The organism is Streptomyces kryoterrae (genome assembly GCF_054072135.1).
On sequence record NZ_CM133358.1, the window covers coordinates 6,256,340 to 6,274,097 of the forward strand.

11 protein-coding genes and 1 pseudogene are annotated in these 17,758 nt (G+C 70.0%); 6 read left to right on the top strand and 6 right to left on the bottom strand.

Features of this window, described 5'->3' with window-relative positions; all coding sequences use genetic code 11:
- Window positions 1-22: 22 nt before the first annotated feature.
- The 6 genes and pseudogenes from ACW4TU_RS27700 to ACW4TU_RS27725 all read right to left on the bottom strand — a co-directional run bounded on the left by ACW4TU_RS27700 (window position 23) and on the right by ACW4TU_RS27725 (window position 8,548).
- A complete protein-coding gene (locus ACW4TU_RS27700) occupies window positions 23-1,792 on the bottom strand; it encodes a M48 family metalloprotease (RefSeq protein ID WP_457417474.1) in 1,770 nt (589 codons plus the stop codon).
- Window positions 1,793-1,837: 45 nt separating this feature from the next.
- Complete coding sequence (locus ACW4TU_RS27705) at window positions 1,838-2,398, bottom strand: Pycsar system effector family protein (RefSeq protein WP_457417475.1); 561 nt, start codon at window positions 2,396-2,398, stop codon at window positions 1,838-1,840.
- The gene (locus ACW4TU_RS27710; protein ID WP_457417476.1) at window positions 2,395-4,038 is read right to left on the bottom strand and encodes a hypothetical protein; all 1,644 of its coding nucleotides are present in this window, start codon (window positions 4,036-4,038) and stop codon (window positions 2,395-2,397) included. The genes ACW4TU_RS27705 and ACW4TU_RS27710 overlap by 4 nt, the downstream gene beginning before the upstream one ends.
- A gap of 36 nt (window positions 4,039-4,074) precedes the next feature.
- Window positions 4,075-6,356, bottom strand: a pseudogene (locus ACW4TU_RS27715) (hypothetical protein).
- A complete protein-coding gene (locus ACW4TU_RS27720; RefSeq protein WP_457417477.1) occupies window positions 6,353-7,210 on the bottom strand; it encodes a hypothetical protein in 858 nt (285 codons plus the stop codon). The pseudogene ACW4TU_RS27715 and the gene ACW4TU_RS27720 overlap by 4 nt, the downstream one beginning before the upstream one ends.
- A 624-nt stretch (window positions 7,211-7,834) precedes the next feature.
- Window positions 7,835-8,548, bottom strand: a complete 714-nt coding sequence (locus ACW4TU_RS27725; protein WP_457417478.1) for a Crp/Fnr family transcriptional regulator — start codon at window positions 8,546-8,548, stop codon at window positions 7,835-7,837.
- 423 nt (window positions 8,549-8,971) lie between these two features.
- On the opposite strand from ACW4TU_RS27725, the gene rpsL reads away from it, so the two are divergent.
- The 6 genes from rpsL to ACW4TU_RS27755 all read left to right on the top strand — a co-directional run bounded on the left by rpsL (window position 8,972) and on the right by ACW4TU_RS27755 (window position 17,739).
- Window positions 8,972-9,343, top strand: coding sequence for a 30S ribosomal protein S12 (rpsL, locus tag ACW4TU_RS27730; RefSeq protein WP_398401865.1), 372 nt, complete (start codon window positions 8,972-8,974; stop codon window positions 9,341-9,343).
- A 2-nt stretch (window positions 9,344-9,345) separates the two neighbouring features.
- Window positions 9,346-9,816, top strand: coding sequence for a 30S ribosomal protein S7 (gene rpsG / locus ACW4TU_RS27735; protein WP_006376039.1), 471 nt, complete (start codon window positions 9,346-9,348; stop codon window positions 9,814-9,816).
- A 39-nt stretch (window positions 9,817-9,855) separates the two neighbouring features.
- Complete coding sequence (fusA, locus tag ACW4TU_RS27740; RefSeq protein ID WP_457417479.1) at window positions 9,856-11,982, top strand: elongation factor G; 2,127 nt, start codon at window positions 9,856-9,858, stop codon at window positions 11,980-11,982.
- A gap of 141 nt (window positions 11,983-12,123) precedes the next feature.
- On the top strand, window positions 12,124-13,317 hold the full coding sequence (tuf, locus tag ACW4TU_RS27745; RefSeq protein ID WP_164407118.1) for an elongation factor Tu: 1,194 nt from the start codon (window positions 12,124-12,126) through the stop codon (window positions 13,315-13,317).
- A 215-nt stretch (window positions 13,318-13,532) separates the two neighbouring features.
- Window positions 13,533-16,640, top strand: coding sequence for a glycosyl hydrolase 115 family protein (locus ACW4TU_RS27750; protein ID WP_457417480.1), 3,108 nt, complete (start codon window positions 13,533-13,535; stop codon window positions 16,638-16,640).
- A 46-nt stretch (window positions 16,641-16,686) separates the two neighbouring features.
- Complete coding sequence (locus tag ACW4TU_RS27755; RefSeq protein WP_457417481.1) at window positions 16,687-17,739, top strand: endo-1,4-beta-xylanase; 1,053 nt, start codon at window positions 16,687-16,689, stop codon at window positions 17,737-17,739.
- The last annotated feature ends 19 nt before the right edge of the window (window positions 17,740-17,758 follow it).

The following is a 17,758-nucleotide window of genomic DNA, read 5'->3' on the forward strand; positions in this document are numbered from 1 at the left end:
CCCTTCGGCGTTCGGCGTGTGCTCAGCGCTGTTGCTGCAGGTAGGGCTGTAGATGGTGCAGCCGGGTGTGGTGGTCCGGGTGCGAGGAGAGCAGCTTGCTCAGCGGGCTCTCCTCCGGCGCCACGCCGTTGTTGAGCGCGGCGAGCGCGGCCGTCTGCCGCTGCTCCTCCTGGTGGAGCTTGTCGAGTACGGAGGCCAGCATCGGGGCGAAGCCGAGGGCCGCCGCGTGCTCGTCGGCGCGGAGTTCGGCGCGGCGGCCGACGGCGGCGAGCGCGTACGGCACCCCGAGGATCAGCAGGGGCAGGCCGTACAGGGTGCTGATGGTCGCCATGGCGATGCCGCCGAGGACGAGTACGACGAAGGCGACGCCGAAGCAGGAGAAGGCGCGGGACACCCTGAAGACGATCACGGAGAAGGCGCGCAGGAACCGCCAGGCGAGACGGCCGGGCTGCGCGTACCAGTAGCCGAGGAGCCCGGACCAGGCGTGGCCGCCGACGTGGTGGCCCAGCTCGTGTGCCATGACGGCGGCGAGTTCGCCGTTGGGCAGCTCGTTCATGGCGAAGCGGGTGACACCGACGATGTGGCCGGCGGCGGCGACCGCGTTCAGGCCGTCGCTGTCCTCGACCCAGAGCTCGTAGTTGCGGCCCTCGACGCCCGCGCGCGCGGTGACCTCGCGCCAGACGGGTTCGAGTTTGGCTCGTTCTTGTGGAGTGGGGTAGCGCAGGTGGAGCAAACGGCGCGCGAGGGCGCTTTCGGTGGGCCGGTGGAAGACGAGTGCGCCGCTCAGTATCCAGGCGATGATCACGAGGAACGCGAGGTCGCCGAAGAAGAGGGAGAACATGCTGACGACAAGGAGGCTGCAGAGGAAGTTCGGCAGGTAGAGGAGCAGGTTGCCCACAGCGGTGGCGTCGGTACGGCGCTGGTGGGCGGAGATGTGGACACGCCGGCGGTCGGTGGGGATGTGGTGGGGGTGCGCGGCGGCGGGCGCCGGGGGCGGCGGAGACGTGGGGCTCTCCGCCGGGGGCGTTAAGGGTGTGGTGGGTGTGGTCGGGGGTTGCCGCGGGGGAGCGTACTGCGGGGGGATGACCTGGGCGGTGGCCTGGGGGTGGGTCGGGGGCTGGTTGGGGGTCGGACCGGGGTAGGCGGGCGGCTGGGACTGGGGCTGGGGCTGGGTCGGGGTCCCGCCCGGGTAGGCCGGGGGTTGGGCGGAGTTCGGGTACTGGGGTTGCTGGGCAGCACCGGGGTGGGTCGGGGGCTGGGCGGAACCCGGGTACTCGGGCGGGGCGGCGGAGTCCGGGTAGGCCGGGGGTTGGGTGGGGGCCGAGTACGAGGATGGCTGGTTCGCGCCCGGCGAGGGCGGGGGTTCGGCGGATCCGGGGTAGCGGGGTTCCTGGGTGGGGCCCGGGTAGGCGGGTGGCTGGGTCGTGCCCGGCGCGGTCGGGGGTTCGGCAGTGCTCGGGTAGCGGGGTGGCTGGGTGGGGCCCGGGTAGGCGGGTGGCTGGGTCGTGCCCGGCGCGGTCGGGGGTTCGGCAGTGCTCGGGTAGCGGGGTGGCTGGGTGGCGCCCGGCGAGGTCGGGGGCTGGGCGAGGTGTGGGGGTGGCTGGGTGGCGTCCGGGTAGGTCCGGGGTTCGGCGGAGCGCGGGGAGCGGGGTTGCTGGGCCGGGTTCGGGTACCGGGGTGGTTGTTGCTCGGCCTGCGGGTACGGGGGAGTGGGCCGGCCCGGGTACTGCGGCGGCTGCTGGGACGCTGTCTGCTCGGGGTGTTCCGGTGGTGAGGAGGGTGGCTGGGTCATGGTCTTCCTTCACGTGCGGGGACGGTGCTGAGCGGTCCGGTGTGTTCAGCCGATGAGCAGTGAGGCGGGGAGGAGGAGCGTGCCGGCGCAGAAGGAGATCAGGCCGGTACGGATCCACTGGTGCTTGCGTGCGGCGATGCGGCTCGTCTCGGTGAGCGCCAAGGTGAGCGCGGCCGTGGGGTCGTGCTGGGTGTCGGCGAGCGCTGCATCCAACTGGCCGAGCCGCACGGCCTGTTGGATGTCGCCGAAGTAGGAGAGGGGCTGGCCCGGAGCCCACGGTTCGGAGCGGTAGCGGGGCAGGACCGCGAGGAGCAGCGCGAACAGGGACAGCACCAGGGACGCGGCCCCGAGGGCCCAGACGACGGTGCCGGCAGTGCTGAGCGCGGCCGGGTTCCAGTTCCGCCCGGCGAGCAGCCCGCTGAACACACCGGCGGTCGTCCCCAGTGCGGCGACCAGGACGGACGCCTTGTTGTCGGCGCGGGCGATCTCCGTGCGGAGGTCGGTCAGGAGGCGCTCGCAGAGCTGGGTGGGGTCGGCGGGGGTGGCGGGGGCGCCCGGTGGGGGCGGTGTCGGGGTGGGGCTGGGGCTGGGGTCGAGCGTCGTCATGTGCCGCTGCCTGCCCTGTCCTCCTTGGTCTCGGCATCGGGGCCCTCGGTCGGCTCGCCCGGTGCCGCGCTCTGCTGGTCGGGAAGGGTCGGGGTGCTGCCGTAGCCCGGGGGCGGCTGCCAGGCGGGGGCCGCGGGCGCGGCGTACGGCTGCTGGTACGGGCCCGGGCCACCCGGCGGACGCACGGGCGGGATCGGCGGCGAGTAGGCGGGGGGAGCGACGGGCGTGGGTGCCCCAGGGGTGTCGGCGGAGTCCGGGACGTCGTACGAGGGGATGACTCCGTAGGGCGCGGCGGTGCCCGGCATCGGGGCCTGTGTGCCCCAGGCGGCGGACGGAGGCATCGGCGGCTGGGCCTGGGCCGGGGGCGCGTCGTGCGGCGGCTGGTCGGCGTACGCGGGCTCGGGGCGGCCGGGGCCCGGACGGCCCGGGACGAATCCGGGCTGTGCGGGCGCCGCCGGTGGCCCCTGGCCGTACGCCGCGTACGGGTCGTCCAGCGCCTGGGCGCCGCCCGGGAGTGGGGGAGGTGTCTGGGGGACGCCCGGGAGGCGTTGGGTGAGGATGTCGCTCACCGTGCGCAGGGCCAGTTGCTTGGGGCCCTCCAGCTCGAACTTCTCCGCGTTGTCGCCGTGCAGCAGGTCCTTCACCAGGTCCATCTGGGCCTGGATCATGCGGAGTTGGTCGTCCCGCATGCTCGTCATGACCATGCGGGAGTCCTCGGGGTGCTGGGCGAGGTGCAGGGCCCAGGCATGGACGCCGCCCTGTTGCAGGTGCCACTGGTAGAAGGCGACCTTCTGCGCCTCGATCTGCTGCAACTCCAGTTCCTGGTGGCCCTGTTGGATGGAGAGCTGGTGCTGCTGGCCGCTCTGCAGGGCCGCCTGCTCGTAGTCCCAGCGCTGCTGCTGGAGGGCCAGGTGCTGTTGCTGGGCGCCGTACGCCAGCGAGCGCTCGATCTGGAGGGCGTCCTGCCCTCGGTTGCGGCGGTCCACCTCCACGTCGATGTCTGAGCCGCGCTGGGCCGCCCAGACCTGCTCGGTCGCCGAGTGGTCGATCGCCTGCAGGCGGCGCTGGTGGTCGATATTCTCCTGGTCGCGGCGCAGGCGCAGGGTCCAGGTGGTCTGGAGGCCGGCCGGGGCGCCCAGCGGGCCCAGGACGTTGATCGCCTGGAGGAGCTCTCCCTCCGCCGCCGCGCTGTCCGCGATCGGGAAGCGCCTGCTCACCGGGCGGGCCGCGCGCTGGAGTTCGCCGATGAGCAGGCCCGGTACGTCCCGGTGGCCGCTGCCCACGAACCGGGCCGGGTCGACGACCTGCCAGGACAGGTCGATCTCGGCCGAGAACTCGAACGCGTCGTTGTCACTGGGGAGCGTGAGCGTGCCGGAGCAGGGGTGTACGCCCATGTCGACCTCGTACACGGCCGTGTAGTGGCGGGCCGCGATCTCGCTGCGCGTCGGGCGGCGGGGCGGGAGGTAGGCCTCGTAGCCGCCCTTGGCGGTCGCGAAGACGAGGGCGTGGTCGATGCGGACCGTCGACTTCAGGGAGAGTTCGAAGCGCGACAGCTGCCGCACGGTGAGCACGGGGTCGATCAACTGGGTGTGCCGGTCCGCGGACTGCTGCCACTCGGGCGGGCGGTGGAAGGCGGGCATCGTGCGTTGCTCCTCGGTGGGCGGGGATGTGACGTGCTAGCGGATGGGGAGCGTCGTCAGGAGGCGGGCCGCCACCGCGGGCGGTTGGGCGCCGTCCTCGCCCGGCATCGTCCGCAGGAGGTGGCCCAGGCGCTGGTACTCCGCCGGGGTGGTGACCAGGGCCGGGAACAGGGCCGCCAGGGCCCACTCCGTGGTCGTCGAGCGGTCGGCGATCAGGACCCACTCGCGCAGCACGTCCAGGGCGTGCCGGGTCTCGTCCGGGTCGCCCAGCGCCGCCCGCCACAGGAACGGGATGCCCTGGGCGGCGGCCGAGCCCTCGGTGGCCGACCGCGCGTACCAGCCGAGGACCAGTGGATGTCCGTACCGCTCGTCGTCCTGGGTGTGGCGGCAGGCGCTGACGAAGCCGCCGACGGTCAGGTCGTGCACCGCGCGGTCGTCGGGGAGGTGCAGGCGCAGTTCGGCGAGCACGCGGTCGCCGGCCTCGGAGAGGAGCAACAGGGCGACTGCCTCGCGCAGTTCGCCGGTCATCTCGCGGTCGAAGGCGTCCTGGGCGGCTGTGTTCCCGTAGGTCCCGTGATTCCCGTACAGCCCGCGGGCCGCGGTGCGCAGGGCGGCCAGGGCCTGTTCGGGGCGTTCGGCGCCGATCAGCGCGTACGCCCGGACGGCCACCCAGCGCAGTCGCCGGTCCTCGCCCCTGGACCACTCGTCGAGGATGCGCGGGATGTTCGGCGTGTCGATGAGATGGGCGAGGGTGAGCGCGTTGACGGCCACCAGGCGGTGCCGGAAGCGGTTGGAGGTCGCCCAGGGCTCGATGACCAGGGCCATGGCCGAGGGCAGGTCCGTACGGGCCAGGACGGCCACCGTGGACGCGGCCCGGGTACGGACGAGAGGGCGGCCGTCGTCGGCCAGCCGGCGCAGCCAGTCGATCAGCGCGGGGCGCGCCGAGGGGTGGCCCGTCCAGACCTCGCGCAGGAGTACGAGGGAGGCGCGGTCGTCGGTGAACCGGGCCTTCTGCTGGGTGACCGGGCCCCACTCGGTGTGCTCGTCGTCCTCGTACCGCTCGGCGCGGGCGAGCTGGAGGCGTTTGCCGATGTGGGTGCCGAAGACGGGGACCTCGGGAACGCTTGCCGGGTTCTGGGTCTGCTGGAGGAAGCGGTAGAGCAGATCGCTGAGTTCGGCGGTGAGGGCGTACGGGCCGTCGTCGAACGCGGCGCGACCAGGAACGCCTTGTCGCGCAGATGGATCGACGCCTCGTCCTCCTCGAACCACTCCTGGACCTGGTTCTCCAGGGAGATCAGGGAGAACTGGGCGACGGCGTTCTCGGCGACCTCACCGGCCGCGTACCGGCCGAGCAGCTGGGCGAAGTGGGCGACCTCGCGGAGCTGGTGGCTGCGGCCCAGGAACTCGGTGACGTCCGGGAGTTCGAGCAGCTTCACCGCCGTCGCCTCGGTGTCGACGCGGGTACGGAGGTGGGCGGCCAGTACGTCGGCCGTGTCCGGCGGCTGCCAGTTGACGACCGGTACGTCCTCCAGGACGGCCGTCGGGCCGACGGTGACGAGGAGGTACGCGTCCTGCGCGGTGAGGCGGTCGCGGGCGGCGAGGAGGTGGTGCTCGCGCAGGGGGCGGTCGCGGCGGGTGGCGAGATCGGCGAGGACGTAGCCGCGAGGGTGGGCCGGGGCCCGGTCCGAGGTTCCGGCGGCGGTTGTCCCGGCGGTCGCGTCCGGTGCGGTGAACCTGTCCGCCAGGGTGCCCGGGTTCGTGTCGCGGTCGAGCGTGCGTACGGGGGCCGCTCCGAGCCGGTGCAGGAGCATCAGGGCGGCCGTGTGTCTGCCGGTGAAGCGGGCGCCCGACAGGACGAGGACGCGGTCTCTGCGCAGCCGGGCGAGCAGCGCCTCCACGGTCGCGTCGGCGGCGACGAACGAGGCGGCGAGCCGGTCCAGCGTGGCCTGCGGGACCTCGCCGGAGGCGGAGCCGGCTGCGGACGGGGCGGACCACCCGGGTATCGACCACTGGTGGATCTCCGTCTTGCTGCCCATGATCACGTCACCGGCGACCCGGCCGCCGCTGACGCCGTGCTGGCTGCCGCCGACCATGCTGCCGCCGAAGCGGGAACGGTCGCCGACGTTCATGGTCCTGGGGCTGTGGTCGATCAGGTCGCGCCGGGCCGACCAGGCGGTCTGGGGCTGCTCGCGCTCCTCCGATCCCTCCGACCCTTCCGAGCCCTCGGCATCCTTCGCGGCGCCGTCCCTGCCGTCGTCGGAGGCGGACGTGTCCTCCGGCCCGGGGCGGGCGGCCTCCGACGCGTCCGGGGTGCTCATGCGCCGTCACCCCCGTTGTGGCCGCCGAGGTTGACGTCACCGGTGACCTGGCCGCCGCTGACGCCGTGCTGGTCGCCGGTCACCACGCTGCCGCCGATGGTCACGGCACCGTTGAAGTTGAGGACGGGGCCCGGGGCGGGACGGCTCTCGGGGGAGGCGCCCTGCGCGGGCACTCGCGGCGCGGGCGGGGTCTGTGGCGCCGGGCGGTCCCCCGGACCGCCCGGCGCCTCCCCCGTCCCCGTGTCACGGTGGTCTTCCTCGGCCGAGGCCGCCTGGTGGCCGCTGGGCGGCGGGCCGTGCAGCCAGGCCCTCATCGGGCCGTTCTTGGTGTCCACCCCGACCGGGTGGAACTCGTCGGCCGGGATGCCGCGGTGGCCGTGCCGTACGACTCCGCTGTACAGGGCGTCCGAGACGAGCAGCGCGAAGTCGTGGGGGCGTTCGCGCAGGGCGGCCCGCAGCAGCTGGGCGTCCAGCAGGCGGCAGGCGTTGTTCAGGTCGGTGCCGACCCAGCCGTCGCGCTCGTCCACGGCCACGTACCCGGTGGCGACGACCCCCCGCAGCCGGATCTGGGCCGAGCTGGACGCCATACGGTTGACGTCCCGCAACTGCGCCGGCACCTCCACGAGCAGGGCCCGCAGCAGGGCGGTGACCGGGGCGTTCGCGTCGATGAGCTCCATCACGGAGTCCCCGCGGTCGGCGCGCAGGCGGCGGGTCTCGTCGATGCCGGCGCTTTCCAGCGCGCGGTCGGTGAGGGCGTAGAGCATGCGTCGCAGGTACGCCTGTTCCACGTCGTCCCGGTCGCTGAACCTCTCTATGTCCAGCAGCAGGATGGTGCGGCTCACGGGGTCGGTCATGGTCGCCCTTCGACACGTGGTTGCTTGCAGCAGCGTGGGGGGTGGGGGCGGTGGGGTGTGAGGGAGGATGACGCAGTCGGAGTGTGACGGGGTACACAGAAGGGGTGATTGGGGGGTGCGGGTTGGCTGGCGTTGCCCTCTGCTGGGGGCGCTGCCCCCAGACCCCCGTTCGCGCTGAACGCGCTCGTCCTCAATCGCCGGACGGGCTGGAAATGCGGGCCGGCGCTGGAGATGCTGAGGCCCGCGCTGGAGTTGTCGTCTGCTGGGGGCGCTGCCTCCAGCCCCCCGTTCGCGCTGAACGCGCTCGTCCTCAATCTCCCCCAGAGGGGGGACCCCCGGACGGGCTGGAAACGCGGGCCGGCGCTGGAGATGTCGAGGCCGGCTCTTGAGACGCGGAGGCCGGCTCCTGAGACGCCGAGGCCCGCGCTCGAAATGCCGAGGCCGGCGCTGGAGACTCCGACATCCCCGCTTGAGACGCCGACGCCCGCGCTGCAGATGCCGACATCCCCGCTCGAAATGCCGACGCCCGCGCTGGATGGATCCGCCAAACGGGTGGGAAGGTGGGAAGCGCGGTCCGGGGCGCGGTGGACGTGTCTGGTGCGACTCCGGATGTGCTGGACGCCGTCACCCCTCCGTCGCCGCGATCCTTCGCAGGATGTCCGGTCGGCGTATCAGCATCGCTCGCCTTCCCGTTTCCACCGCGTCCTTCTCGCGGAGTTCCCGCAGCAGGCGCTGGACCATCTCCCTGGAGGCGCCCACCGAGCCCGCCAGTTCCTGTTTGCTCAGGGGGACGGAGAGTTCGATGCCGTCGGGGGTGCGGCGGCCGTGGGTGCGGGCGAGGTCGAGGAGGAGTATCGCGAAGCGTTCCCGTACGTTCGTGGACGCGAACTCCAGGCGGCGGCGGTCCGCTGCCCGGGTGCGGTCGGCCGTGAGGCCCAGCAGGGCGAACGAAACAGCTGGTGAACGGGCCAGGAAGTCCTTGAAGCGTTCGTGTTCGACGACCACCGCCCGCACCGCCTCCAGCGCGGTCACCGTGGCCGACCGGGGGCGCCCGGTGAGTGCCGCCGACTCGCCGACGATGTCGCCGGGGCCGCGCAGGGAGAGGAGCGCCTCGTAGCCGTTGGCGGCCGACGCGGTGACCTTTGTCCAGCCCTGGACCAGGAAGAGGACGTGGGAGGAGGGTTCGCTCTGGTGGATCAGGGTCACCCGGGTGGCGAAACCCAGCTCGCGGCCCAGGGCCAGGAGAGCCGTGCGGTCTTCCTGTTCAAGGCGGGCGAGGAAGGGCACCCGGTCGTCCAGGCCCCCGTCGTCCAGTGAGTACGCGGACGTCCTGATCACGCTCAGCCCTCGAATCGTCGCGGAATCGTCGCAGCGGACGGATCAAGCTACTGAACGGGCGGTCCCGCGGGGCCGTAAAGGGATGGATTCAGCCACCTTGGCTCGTAAGTGATCAAGAGGTGGCAGAAGCTTTCGAAAGTGGTCAAAAGGGGGCGCTGGGGCCGTTCGCGGCCCGGCGTGTCGTACCCGCCTCCATTTGTTTTGACCGAAGTCGTTGAGGTAGGTACGCTCAGACCTTGTGCCTGGGGTGTGCCCTGGCCCTCGTGCGTGCCTGCGAACCGCGCGGGGAGCCGTAAGCGACCACCGCAATCTGCGCCCTTCCCGCCTCGCGGTGGGAGTCTGCAGTATTCGACACACCCGACCGCGTGGGTCGGCGATGTTCCAGGTTAGCTTCACCATCGGCACACAGAAACCGGAGAAGTAGTGCCTACGATCCAGCAGCTGGTCCGGAATGGCCGGCAAGACAAGGTCAAGAAGAACATGACGCCCGCGCTCGAGAACTCGCCTCAGCGGCGTGGCGTCTGCACGCGTGTGTTCACGACCACCCCGAAGAAGCCGAACTCGGCCCTGCGCAAGGTCGCGCGTGTGCGTTTGACCAGCGGCATCGAGGTCACCGCTTACATTCCGGGTGAGGGACACAACCTGCAGGAGCACTCCATCGTGCTCGTGCGCGGCGGCCGTGTGAAGGACCTGCCCGGTGTTCGCTACAAGATCATCCGCGGTTCTCTCGACACCCAGGGTGTCAAGAACCGCAAGCAGGCCCGCAGCCGCTACGGCGCCAAGAAGGAGAAGTAAGAATGCCTCGTAAGGGCCCCGCCCCGAAGCGCCCGGTCATCATCGACCCGGTCTACAGCTCTCCTCTTGTCACGTCGCTGATCAACAAGATCCTGATGAACGGCAAGCGCTCCACCGCCGAGCGCATCGTGTACGGCGCCATGGAGGGCCTGCGCGAGAAGACCAGCAACGACCCGGTCATCACGCTGAAGCGCGCGCTGGAGAACATCAAGCCGACCCTTGAGGTCAAGTCCCGCCGTGTCGGTGGTGCGACGTACCAGGTTCCGATCGAGGTCAAGCCCGGTCGCGCCAACACGCTCGCGCTGCGCTGGCTGGTCGGTTACTCCCGCGCCCGTCGCGAGAAGACGATGACCGAGCGTCTGCTCAACGAGCTTCTCGACGCTTCGAACGGCCTCGGTGCGGCCGTCAAGAAGCGCGAGGACACCCACAAGATGGCCGAGTCCAACAAGGCCTTCGCGCACTACCGCTGGTAGTCGCACCCCACATCGAGACCGAGAGAAGACCGAAGCCTTATGGCTACCACTTCACTTGACCTGGCCAGGGTCCGCAACATCGGGATCATGGCTCACATCGACGCGGGTAAGACGACCACCACTGAGCGGATCCTCTTCTACACCGGCGTCAGCTACAAGATCGGTGAAGTCCACGACGGCGCTGCCACCATGGACTGGATGGAGCAGGAGCAGGAGCGTGGCATCACGATCACCTCTGCTGCCACCACCTGTCACTGGCCGCTTGAGGACAACGACTACACGATCAACATCATCGACACCCCCGGGCACGTCGACTTCACCGTTGAGGTAGAGCGCTCGCTGCGCGTCCTCGACGGTGCCGTCACCGTGTTCGACGGCGTCGCCGGTGTCGAGCCGCAGTCCGAGACGGTGTGGCGTCAGGCCGACCGTTACGGCGTGCCGCGCATCTGCTTCGTCAACAAGCTCGACCGGACCGGCGCGGAGTTCCACCGCTGCGTCGACATGATCAAGGACCGCCTCGGTGCGGTGCCGCTGATCATGCAGCTTCCGATCGGTGCCGAGATGGACTTCAAGGGCGTTGTGGACCTGGTCCGCATGAAGGCGCTCGTATGGTCCGCCGAGGCCGCCAAGGGCGAGATGTACGACGTCGTCGACATCCCGGCCACGCACACCGAGGCTGCCGAGGAGTACCGCGGCAAGCTGGTCGAGGCCGTCGCGGAGCACGACGACGACATCATGGAGCTGTTCCTGGAGGGCCAGGAGCCCACCGAGGAGCAGCTGTACGCCGCGATCCGTCGCATCACCATCGCGTCCGGCAAGTCCAACGGCATCACGGTCACCCCGGTGTTCTGTGGCACCGCGTTCAAGAACAAGGGCGTTCAGCCCCTGCTCGACGCGGTCGTGCGCTACCTGCCGACCCCGCTCGACGTCGAGGCCATCGAAGGCCACGACGTCAAGGACCCCGAGGTCGTCGTCAAGCGCAAGCCGTCCGTGGACGAGCCGCTGTCCGCACTGGCGTTCAAGATCATGAGCGACCCGCACCTGGGCAAGCTCACCTTCGTCCGGGTGTACTCGGGCCGCCTGGAGACCGGCACCGCGGTGCTGAACTCCGTCAAGGGCAAGAAGGAGCGCATCGGCAAGATCTACCGTATGCACGCGAACAAGCGTGAGGAGATCGAAGCGGTGGGCGCCGGTGACATCGTCGCCGTGATGGGTCTGAAGCAGACCACGACCGGCGAGACGCTCTGCGATGACAAGAACCCGGTGATCCTGGAGTCCATGGACTTCCCGGCGCCGGTCATCCAGGTCGCCATCGAGCCCAAGTCCAAGGGTGACCAGGAGAAGCTGGGTGTAGCCATCCAGCGTCTCGCGGAGGAGGACCCCTCCTTCCACGTTCACTCGGACGAGGAGACGGGCCAGACCATCCTCGGCGGTATGGGCGAGCTGCACCTCGAGGTGCTGGTCGACCGTATGAAGCGCGAGTTCAAGGTCGAGGCCAACGTCGGCAAGCCGCAGGTCGCGTACCGCGAGACGATCCGCAAGACCGTCGAGCGTCACGACTACACGCACAAGAAGCAGACCGGTGGTACCGGTCAGTTCGCCAAGGTGCAGATCGCGATCGAGCCGATCGTCGACGGCGACGCTTCGTACGAGTTCGTGAACAAGGTCACCGGTGGCCGTATCCCGCGGGAGTACATCCCGTCGGTGGACGCCGGTGCGCAGGAGGCCATGCAGTTCGGCATCCTGGCCGGCTACGAGATGACTGGCGTCCGCGTCATCCTTCTCGACGGCGGCTACCACGAGGTCGACTCCTCCGAACTGGCGTTCAAGATCGCCGGCTCGCAGGCCTTCAAGGAGGCCGCGCGCAAGGCGAGCCCTGTGCTCCTGGAGCCGATGATGGCCGTTGAGGTCACCACGCCCGAGGACTACATGGGTGAAGTCATCGGTGACATCAACTCCCGCCGTGGCCAGATCCAGGCCATGGAGGAGCGTGCCGGTGCCCGTGTCGTGAAGGGCCTCGTGCCCCTCTCGGAGATGTTCGGGTACGTCGGTGACCTCCGCAGCAAGACCTCGGGTCGCGCAAGCTACTCGATGCAGTTCGACTCCTACGCCGAGGTTCCCAGGAACGTCGCCGAGGAGATCATCGCGAAGGCCAAGGGCGAGTAACGCACCCCCTTTACACGCTTTAGGCTTGACCCGACCGCCGGGGAGACCCGGGAGGGAAATCCCCGGCGGACGGCATCCCAGCAAAGATCACCTGGCGCCGATGAGTAAGGCGTACCAGAACCACTCCGCAGGAGGACCCCAGTGGCGAAGGCAAAGTTCGAGCGGACTAAGCCGCACGTCAACATCGGCACCATCGGTCACATCGACCACGGTAAGACGACCCTCACGGCCGCCATTACCAAGGTGCTGCACGACAAGTTCCCCAACCTGAACGAGGCCTCGGCCTTCGATCAGATTGACAAGGCTCCGGAAGAGCGTCAGCGCGGTATCACGATCTCGATCGCGCACGTCGAGTACCAGACGGAGGGCCGTCACTACGCCCACGTCGACTGCCCGGGTCACGCGGACTACATCAAGAACATGATCACCGGTGCCGCGCAGATGGACGGCGCGATCCTGGTCGTGGCCGCCACCGACGGCCCGATGCCGCAGACCAAGGAGCACGTGCTCCTGGCCCGCCAGGTCGGCGTGCCGTACATCGTCGTCGCCCTGAACAAGGCCGACATGGTGGACGACGAGGAGATCCTGGAGCTCGTCGAGCTCGAGGTTCGTGAGCTCCTCTCCGAGTACGAGTTCCCGGGCGACGACCTGCCGGTCGTCAAGGTCTCGGCGCTCAAGGCGCTCGAGGGCGACGCCGAGTGGGGTCAGTCGGTTCTCGACCTCATGGCCGCCGTCGACGAGGCGATCCCGACCCCCGAGCGTGACGTCGACAAGCCGTTCCTCATGCCCGTCGAGGACGTCTTCACGATCACCGGTCGCGGTACGGTCGTCACCGGCCGTATCGAGCGTGGTGTCCTGAAGGTCAACGAGACCGTTGACATCATCGGCATCAAGCAGGAGAAGACCACCACCACGGTCACCGGCATCGAGATGTTCCGCAAGCTGCTCGACGAGGGCCAGGCGGGCGAGAACGTCGGTCTGCTCCTCCGTGGCATCAAGCGCGAGGACGTCGAGCGCGGCCAGGTCATCATCAAGCCGGGCTCGGTCACCCCGCACACCTCGTTCGAGGCGCAGGCCTACATCCTGTCCAAGGACGAGGGCGGCCGTCACACGCCGTTCTTCAACAACTACCGCCCCCAGTTCTACTTCCGTACCACGGACGTGACCGGTGTCGTTACCCTCCCCGAGGGCACCGAGATGGTCATGCCGGGCGACAACACTGAGATGACCGTCGAGCTCATCCAGCCCATCGCCATGGAAGAGGGCCTGAAGTTCGCCATCCGTGAGGGTGGCCGGACCGTGGGCGCCGGCCAGGTCATCAAGATCAACAAGTAGTTCTTGTTGGCTTGACAGCCTGACCCCGGCAGCTCTCACGAGCTTCCTGAGGAGGCCCGTACGACTTCGGTCGTACGGGCCTCTTCGCTGTGCCCGGGTTTGCCTGGTTGCTGTAACGAAACTATTCGGCGCGCACGACCCGTTCCCCCCGCTGGTCACTCCCCCCACTATTTGTCATGCCACTGACCAAATTCGGGCGGAGGGGTGGGTACGTCATGTCTGGGTCCGTCAGCCGAAGGGCTGTGCTCGGTGCGGGGGCCGGTCTTACCGCGGTGCCGGTGCTGTCGGGGGCCGCGTGGGCGGGGCAGGGCGCGGTGCGCCGCACGGAATCCGGGGCGTACATCTCGTTCACCGGTGGCGTGTTCGCGGTCGTCGGGGCGCCGGTCGTCGTCAGCGCCGAGGACCACCCCGGAGTCGTACGGGTCGCCGGTGACCTGCGGGACGACATCGAACGCGTCACGGGCGTACGTCCGGCCGCCACCGTCACCCGTGAGGTGATCCTCGTCGGCACGATCGGCCGCAGCCCGCTGATCGACGGTCTGATCCGCGCCGGCAAGCTGGACGTCAGGGGCATCGCCGGCCGCTGGGAGACCTCGCTCCAGACGGTCGTGGAGCGCCCGATGCCCGGCGTCGACCGGGCATTCGTCATCGCGGGCAGCGACCCGCGCGGCACGATCTTCGGGGTGTACGACGTCTCGTACGGCATCGGGGTCTCGCCCTGGTACTGGTGGGACGACGTGCCGCCGGTCCACCGGGACGCGGTGTACGTGCTGCCGGGGAGGCATACGCAGGGCACCCCGGCCGTGAAGTACCGGGGCGTCTTCATCAACGACGAGAACCCGGCACTCGGCACCTGGGCCCCTCGCTTCTTCGGCCCCGGAAAGGCGCCGGGCCACCCCGGAGGCTTCAACGCGGCCTTCTTCGAACGGGTATTCGAAGTGCTGCTGCGCCTGAAGGCGAACTATCTCTGGCCGGCCGTGTGGGGCAGGGCGTTCGCCGAGGACGACCCGGAGAACCACGCGAGGGCGAAGGCGTACGGCATCGTCATGGGCACGTCCCACGAGGCGCCGATGATGCGGGGCATCGAGGAGTGGAACCGGCACGCGGTGCCGGCGGTGCGCGACAGCGCGGGAAATGTGGTGACTCCGGGTCGGGACCCCTACGGGGGTACGGGCGAGTGGTCGTACCGTCGCAACGCGGAGGCTGTCCGGGCGTACTGGCGCGACGGCATCCGGCGGATGGTGGACGAGGACTTCGAGGGCGTCGTCACCCTGGGCATGCGCGGCAACGGCGACACGAGCCTCCCGGACGGCGACGGCATCGAGCTGATGCGGGAGATCATCGAGGCGCAGCGCGGGATCATCGCGGAGGTGACCGGCAAGCCCGTAGGGGAAACCCCGCAGGTGTGGACCCTCTACAAGGAGGTCCAGCGCTACTGGGACCGGGGGTTGCGGGTCCCTGGCGATGTCACCGTCGTCCTCACCGACGACAACTGGGGCAACATCCGCAGGCACCCGGACCCGGCGGAGCCGGCGAGGAGCGGCGGATACGGCCTGTACTACCACTTCGACTACGTGGGCGTCGGCCGCAACTACAAGTGGGTGGACACCACTAACCTCCAGAACCTCTGGGACCAGCTCCACCAGGCCCACGCGTACGGCAACCACGGCCTGTGGGTGGCGAACGTCGGAGACCTGAAGGGCAACGAACTCCCGGCGGAGTTCTTCCTGAACTATGCCTGGAATCCGGCCCGTTGGGATCTGACGAACCTGGAGGAGTGGGAACGGCGGTACGCCCGCCAGAACTTCGGCGCCGAGCACGCCACGGCGATCGCCTCGGTGCTCGCCGAGTACGGACGGCTCCAGGCCCGCCGCAAGCCCGAGTTACTCAACCGCCGCATCACGCTCAACCCCGCGAAGGACCCGACGAAGGACGAGTCGGCGGTCGTGTACGACGACCAGGAGACCCCCTTCGCCTTCGGCCACCGGGAGTTGGAGCGGGTGACGGAGGACTGGCGGAGGCTGGCGAAGGAGGCGGAGCGGGTGCGCGGACGCCTGCCCGCCCGGGTGCAGGACGCCTGGTACGAACTCGTCGGGTACGCGGTGGAGGCGACCGCCAACCTGTACGGCCTGCGCGAGGCCGAGTTCGAGAACCTCCTGTACGCGTCCCAGGGACGCGCGGCGACCGACGACCGCGCGGCGGAGGCGGAAGCCGGCCTGGAACGGGACTTCGCGCTCGCCGACCGCTTCAACCACCAGGTGGCGGGCGGCAAGTGGGAGGGCTTCCAGACCCAGCCGCACATCGACTACGGGGACGTGGCACGGTACGGCCCCAACGCGCCCTGGCAGCAGCCCGAGAAGGACAACGTGGCGCTCCCGGATGTGCTGTTCCCGGCCGTGCGGCGGCTGGAGCTGCCGGTGGGCGGGGAGTTGGGGGTGTCGGTCGACGGGGCCGAGGACGCGGGGGAGTGGTGGCCGGGGGGATCCTCCGGTCCGGCCGCGCTGCCGGTGTTCAGCCCGTACCAGACGCGGCCCGGCCAGTACGTCGAGGTGTTCAACCGGGGGCGTACGCCCTTCGAGTACCGGGTGGAGTCGTCGGTGCCGTGGCTGGTGATCGACCGGCCGAAGGGGCGGGTCGAGCGACAGGTGCGCCTGGCGGTTTCGGTGGACTGGGCGCGGGTGCCGGACGGTCGTACGGATGCGTCGCTGACGGTGTCGGGTGCGGGGGCGTCGGTGACGGTCGGCTGCGTCGCGGAGAAGCCGTCGCGCAGGCAGCGGCGGGGGCTGCGGGGGTTTGTGGAGGCGGGGGGCTATGTGGCGATCGACGCCGACAACTACACGCGGGTGGTAGGGAGTTGGCGGCGGCTGGACCGCATCGGCCGTACGGGAGCGGGGATGACGCCGTGGCCGGTGACGGCTCCGCGCCGGACGCCGGGCGGGGCCTCGGCGGCTCGCCTGGAGTACGAGGTCAGCCTGTTGTCGGCGGGTGAGGTGACGGTGTGGGCGTATCTGTCACCGCGCAACCCGACACTCCCGACGGGCGGGCTGCGCTACGCGGTGTCGTTCGACGGGACCGAGCCGCAGCAGGTCGACATCCACACGGTCACGGGTGCGAACGACGGCCTGATGAACAAGCAGTGGGCCCGCCACACGTCCGACAACGTGAACGTGACGGCGACCAGGCACACGGTGGCCGCGGCGGGCGTCCACCGGCTGAGGTTCTGGGTGGTCGACCCGACGGTGGTGGTGCAGCGGCTGGTGATCGACACGGGCGGACTGACACCGACGTATCTGGGGCCGCTGGAGAGCCGGCGCGTCCGCTGAGCAGGTAACACACAAGGTGAGGGGACCGTACATGAACGTCTTCCGCATGCCCGTTTCCGCGGCGGTGCTGGGCGCGACGCTGGTGATCGCCGGTGGGGGTGCGCAGCCGGCGTCGGCGCACCCGAACCCCGTCCCGCTGAGGGCGCTGGCGGCCGGTACCGGTGTACGCGTCGGCACGGCCGTGGACATGACGGCGCTGGCCGACGACACGACGTATCGCAGGACCACGGCCCGGGAGTTCGACTCGGTGACCGCCGAGAACGTCATGAAGTGGGAGTCGGTGGAGCCGACCCGGGGGACGTACGACTGGCGGCAGGCGGACGACCTGATCCGCTTCGCGCGGGCGCACGGGCAGGCGGTACGGGGCCACACGCTGGTGTGGCACAACCAGCTGCCGGGATGGCTGACGTCGGGCGTGGCGGACGGCTCGATCGGGGCGGCCGAGCTGCGGGCCGTACTCCGGGACCACATCACCACGGAGGTGAAGCGGTACAAGGGCCGGATTTATCAGTGGGACGTGGTGAACGAGGTCTTCGGGGACGACGGTTCGCTGCGCGACTCGATCTGGCTGCGCGAGCTGGGCCCGTCGTACATTGAGGACGCCTTCCGCTGGGCCCACGCGGCCGACCCGAAGGCCAAGCTGTTCCTCAACGACTACAACGTCGAGGGCGTCAACGCGAAGTCGACCGCCTACTACGACCTGGCGAAGCGGTTGCGGGCGGCGGGGGTCCCGGTACAGGGCTTCGGCATCCAGGGGCACCTGGCCATCCAGTACGGCTTCCCGGGCCAGGTCGCCGAGAACCTCGCGCGCTTCGAGAAGCTGGGCATGCAGACGGCGTTCACCGAGGTCGACGTACGCATGATCCTGCCGGTGGACGAGACGAAACTGGCGACCCAGGCGACGTACTTCCGGGGACTGCTGGACGCGTGCGTGCAGGCGCGGCGGTGCACTTCGTTCACGGTGTGGGGCTTCACGGACAAGTACTCGTGGGTGCCCGGGGTCTTCGGTGGGCAGGGGGCGGCGACGCTGACGGACGAGGAGTTCGGGCGGAAGCCGGCGTTCGCGGCGGTGGGGGAGGGGTTGCGGGAGGGGGACTGACCGTTACGGATGGATGCCG

Excerpts from the sequence above, each read along its gene's own strand:
- fusA (WP_457417479.1), top strand. The coding sequence starts at position 9,856 with ATGGCTACCACTTCACTTGACCTGGCCAGGGTCCGCAACATCGGGATC.
- ACW4TU_RS27720 (WP_457417477.1), bottom strand. The coding sequence starts at position 7,210 with ATGACCGACCCCGTGAGCCGCACCATCCTGCTGCTGGACATAGAGAGG.
- ACW4TU_RS27755 (WP_457417481.1), top strand. The coding sequence starts at position 16,687 with ATGCCCGTTTCCGCGGCGGTGCTGGGCGCGACGCTGGTGATCGCCGGT.
- ACW4TU_RS27750 (WP_457417480.1), top strand. The coding sequence starts at position 13,533 with ATGTCTGGGTCCGTCAGCCGAAGGGCTGTGCTCGGTGCGGGGGCCGGT.
- ACW4TU_RS27710 (WP_457417476.1), bottom strand. The coding sequence starts at position 4,038 with ATGCCCGCCTTCCACCGCCCGCCCGAGTGGCAGCAGTCCGCGGACCGG.
- ACW4TU_RS27705 (WP_457417475.1), bottom strand. The coding sequence starts at position 2,398 with ATGACGACGCTCGACCCCAGCCCCAGCCCCACCCCGACACCGCCCCCA.
- rpsG (WP_006376039.1), top strand. The coding sequence starts at position 9,346 with ATGCCTCGTAAGGGCCCCGCCCCGAAGCGCCCGGTCATCATCGACCCG.
- ACW4TU_RS27700 (WP_457417474.1), bottom strand. The coding sequence starts at position 1,792 with ATGACCCAGCCACCCTCCTCACCACCGGAACACCCCGAGCAGACAGCG.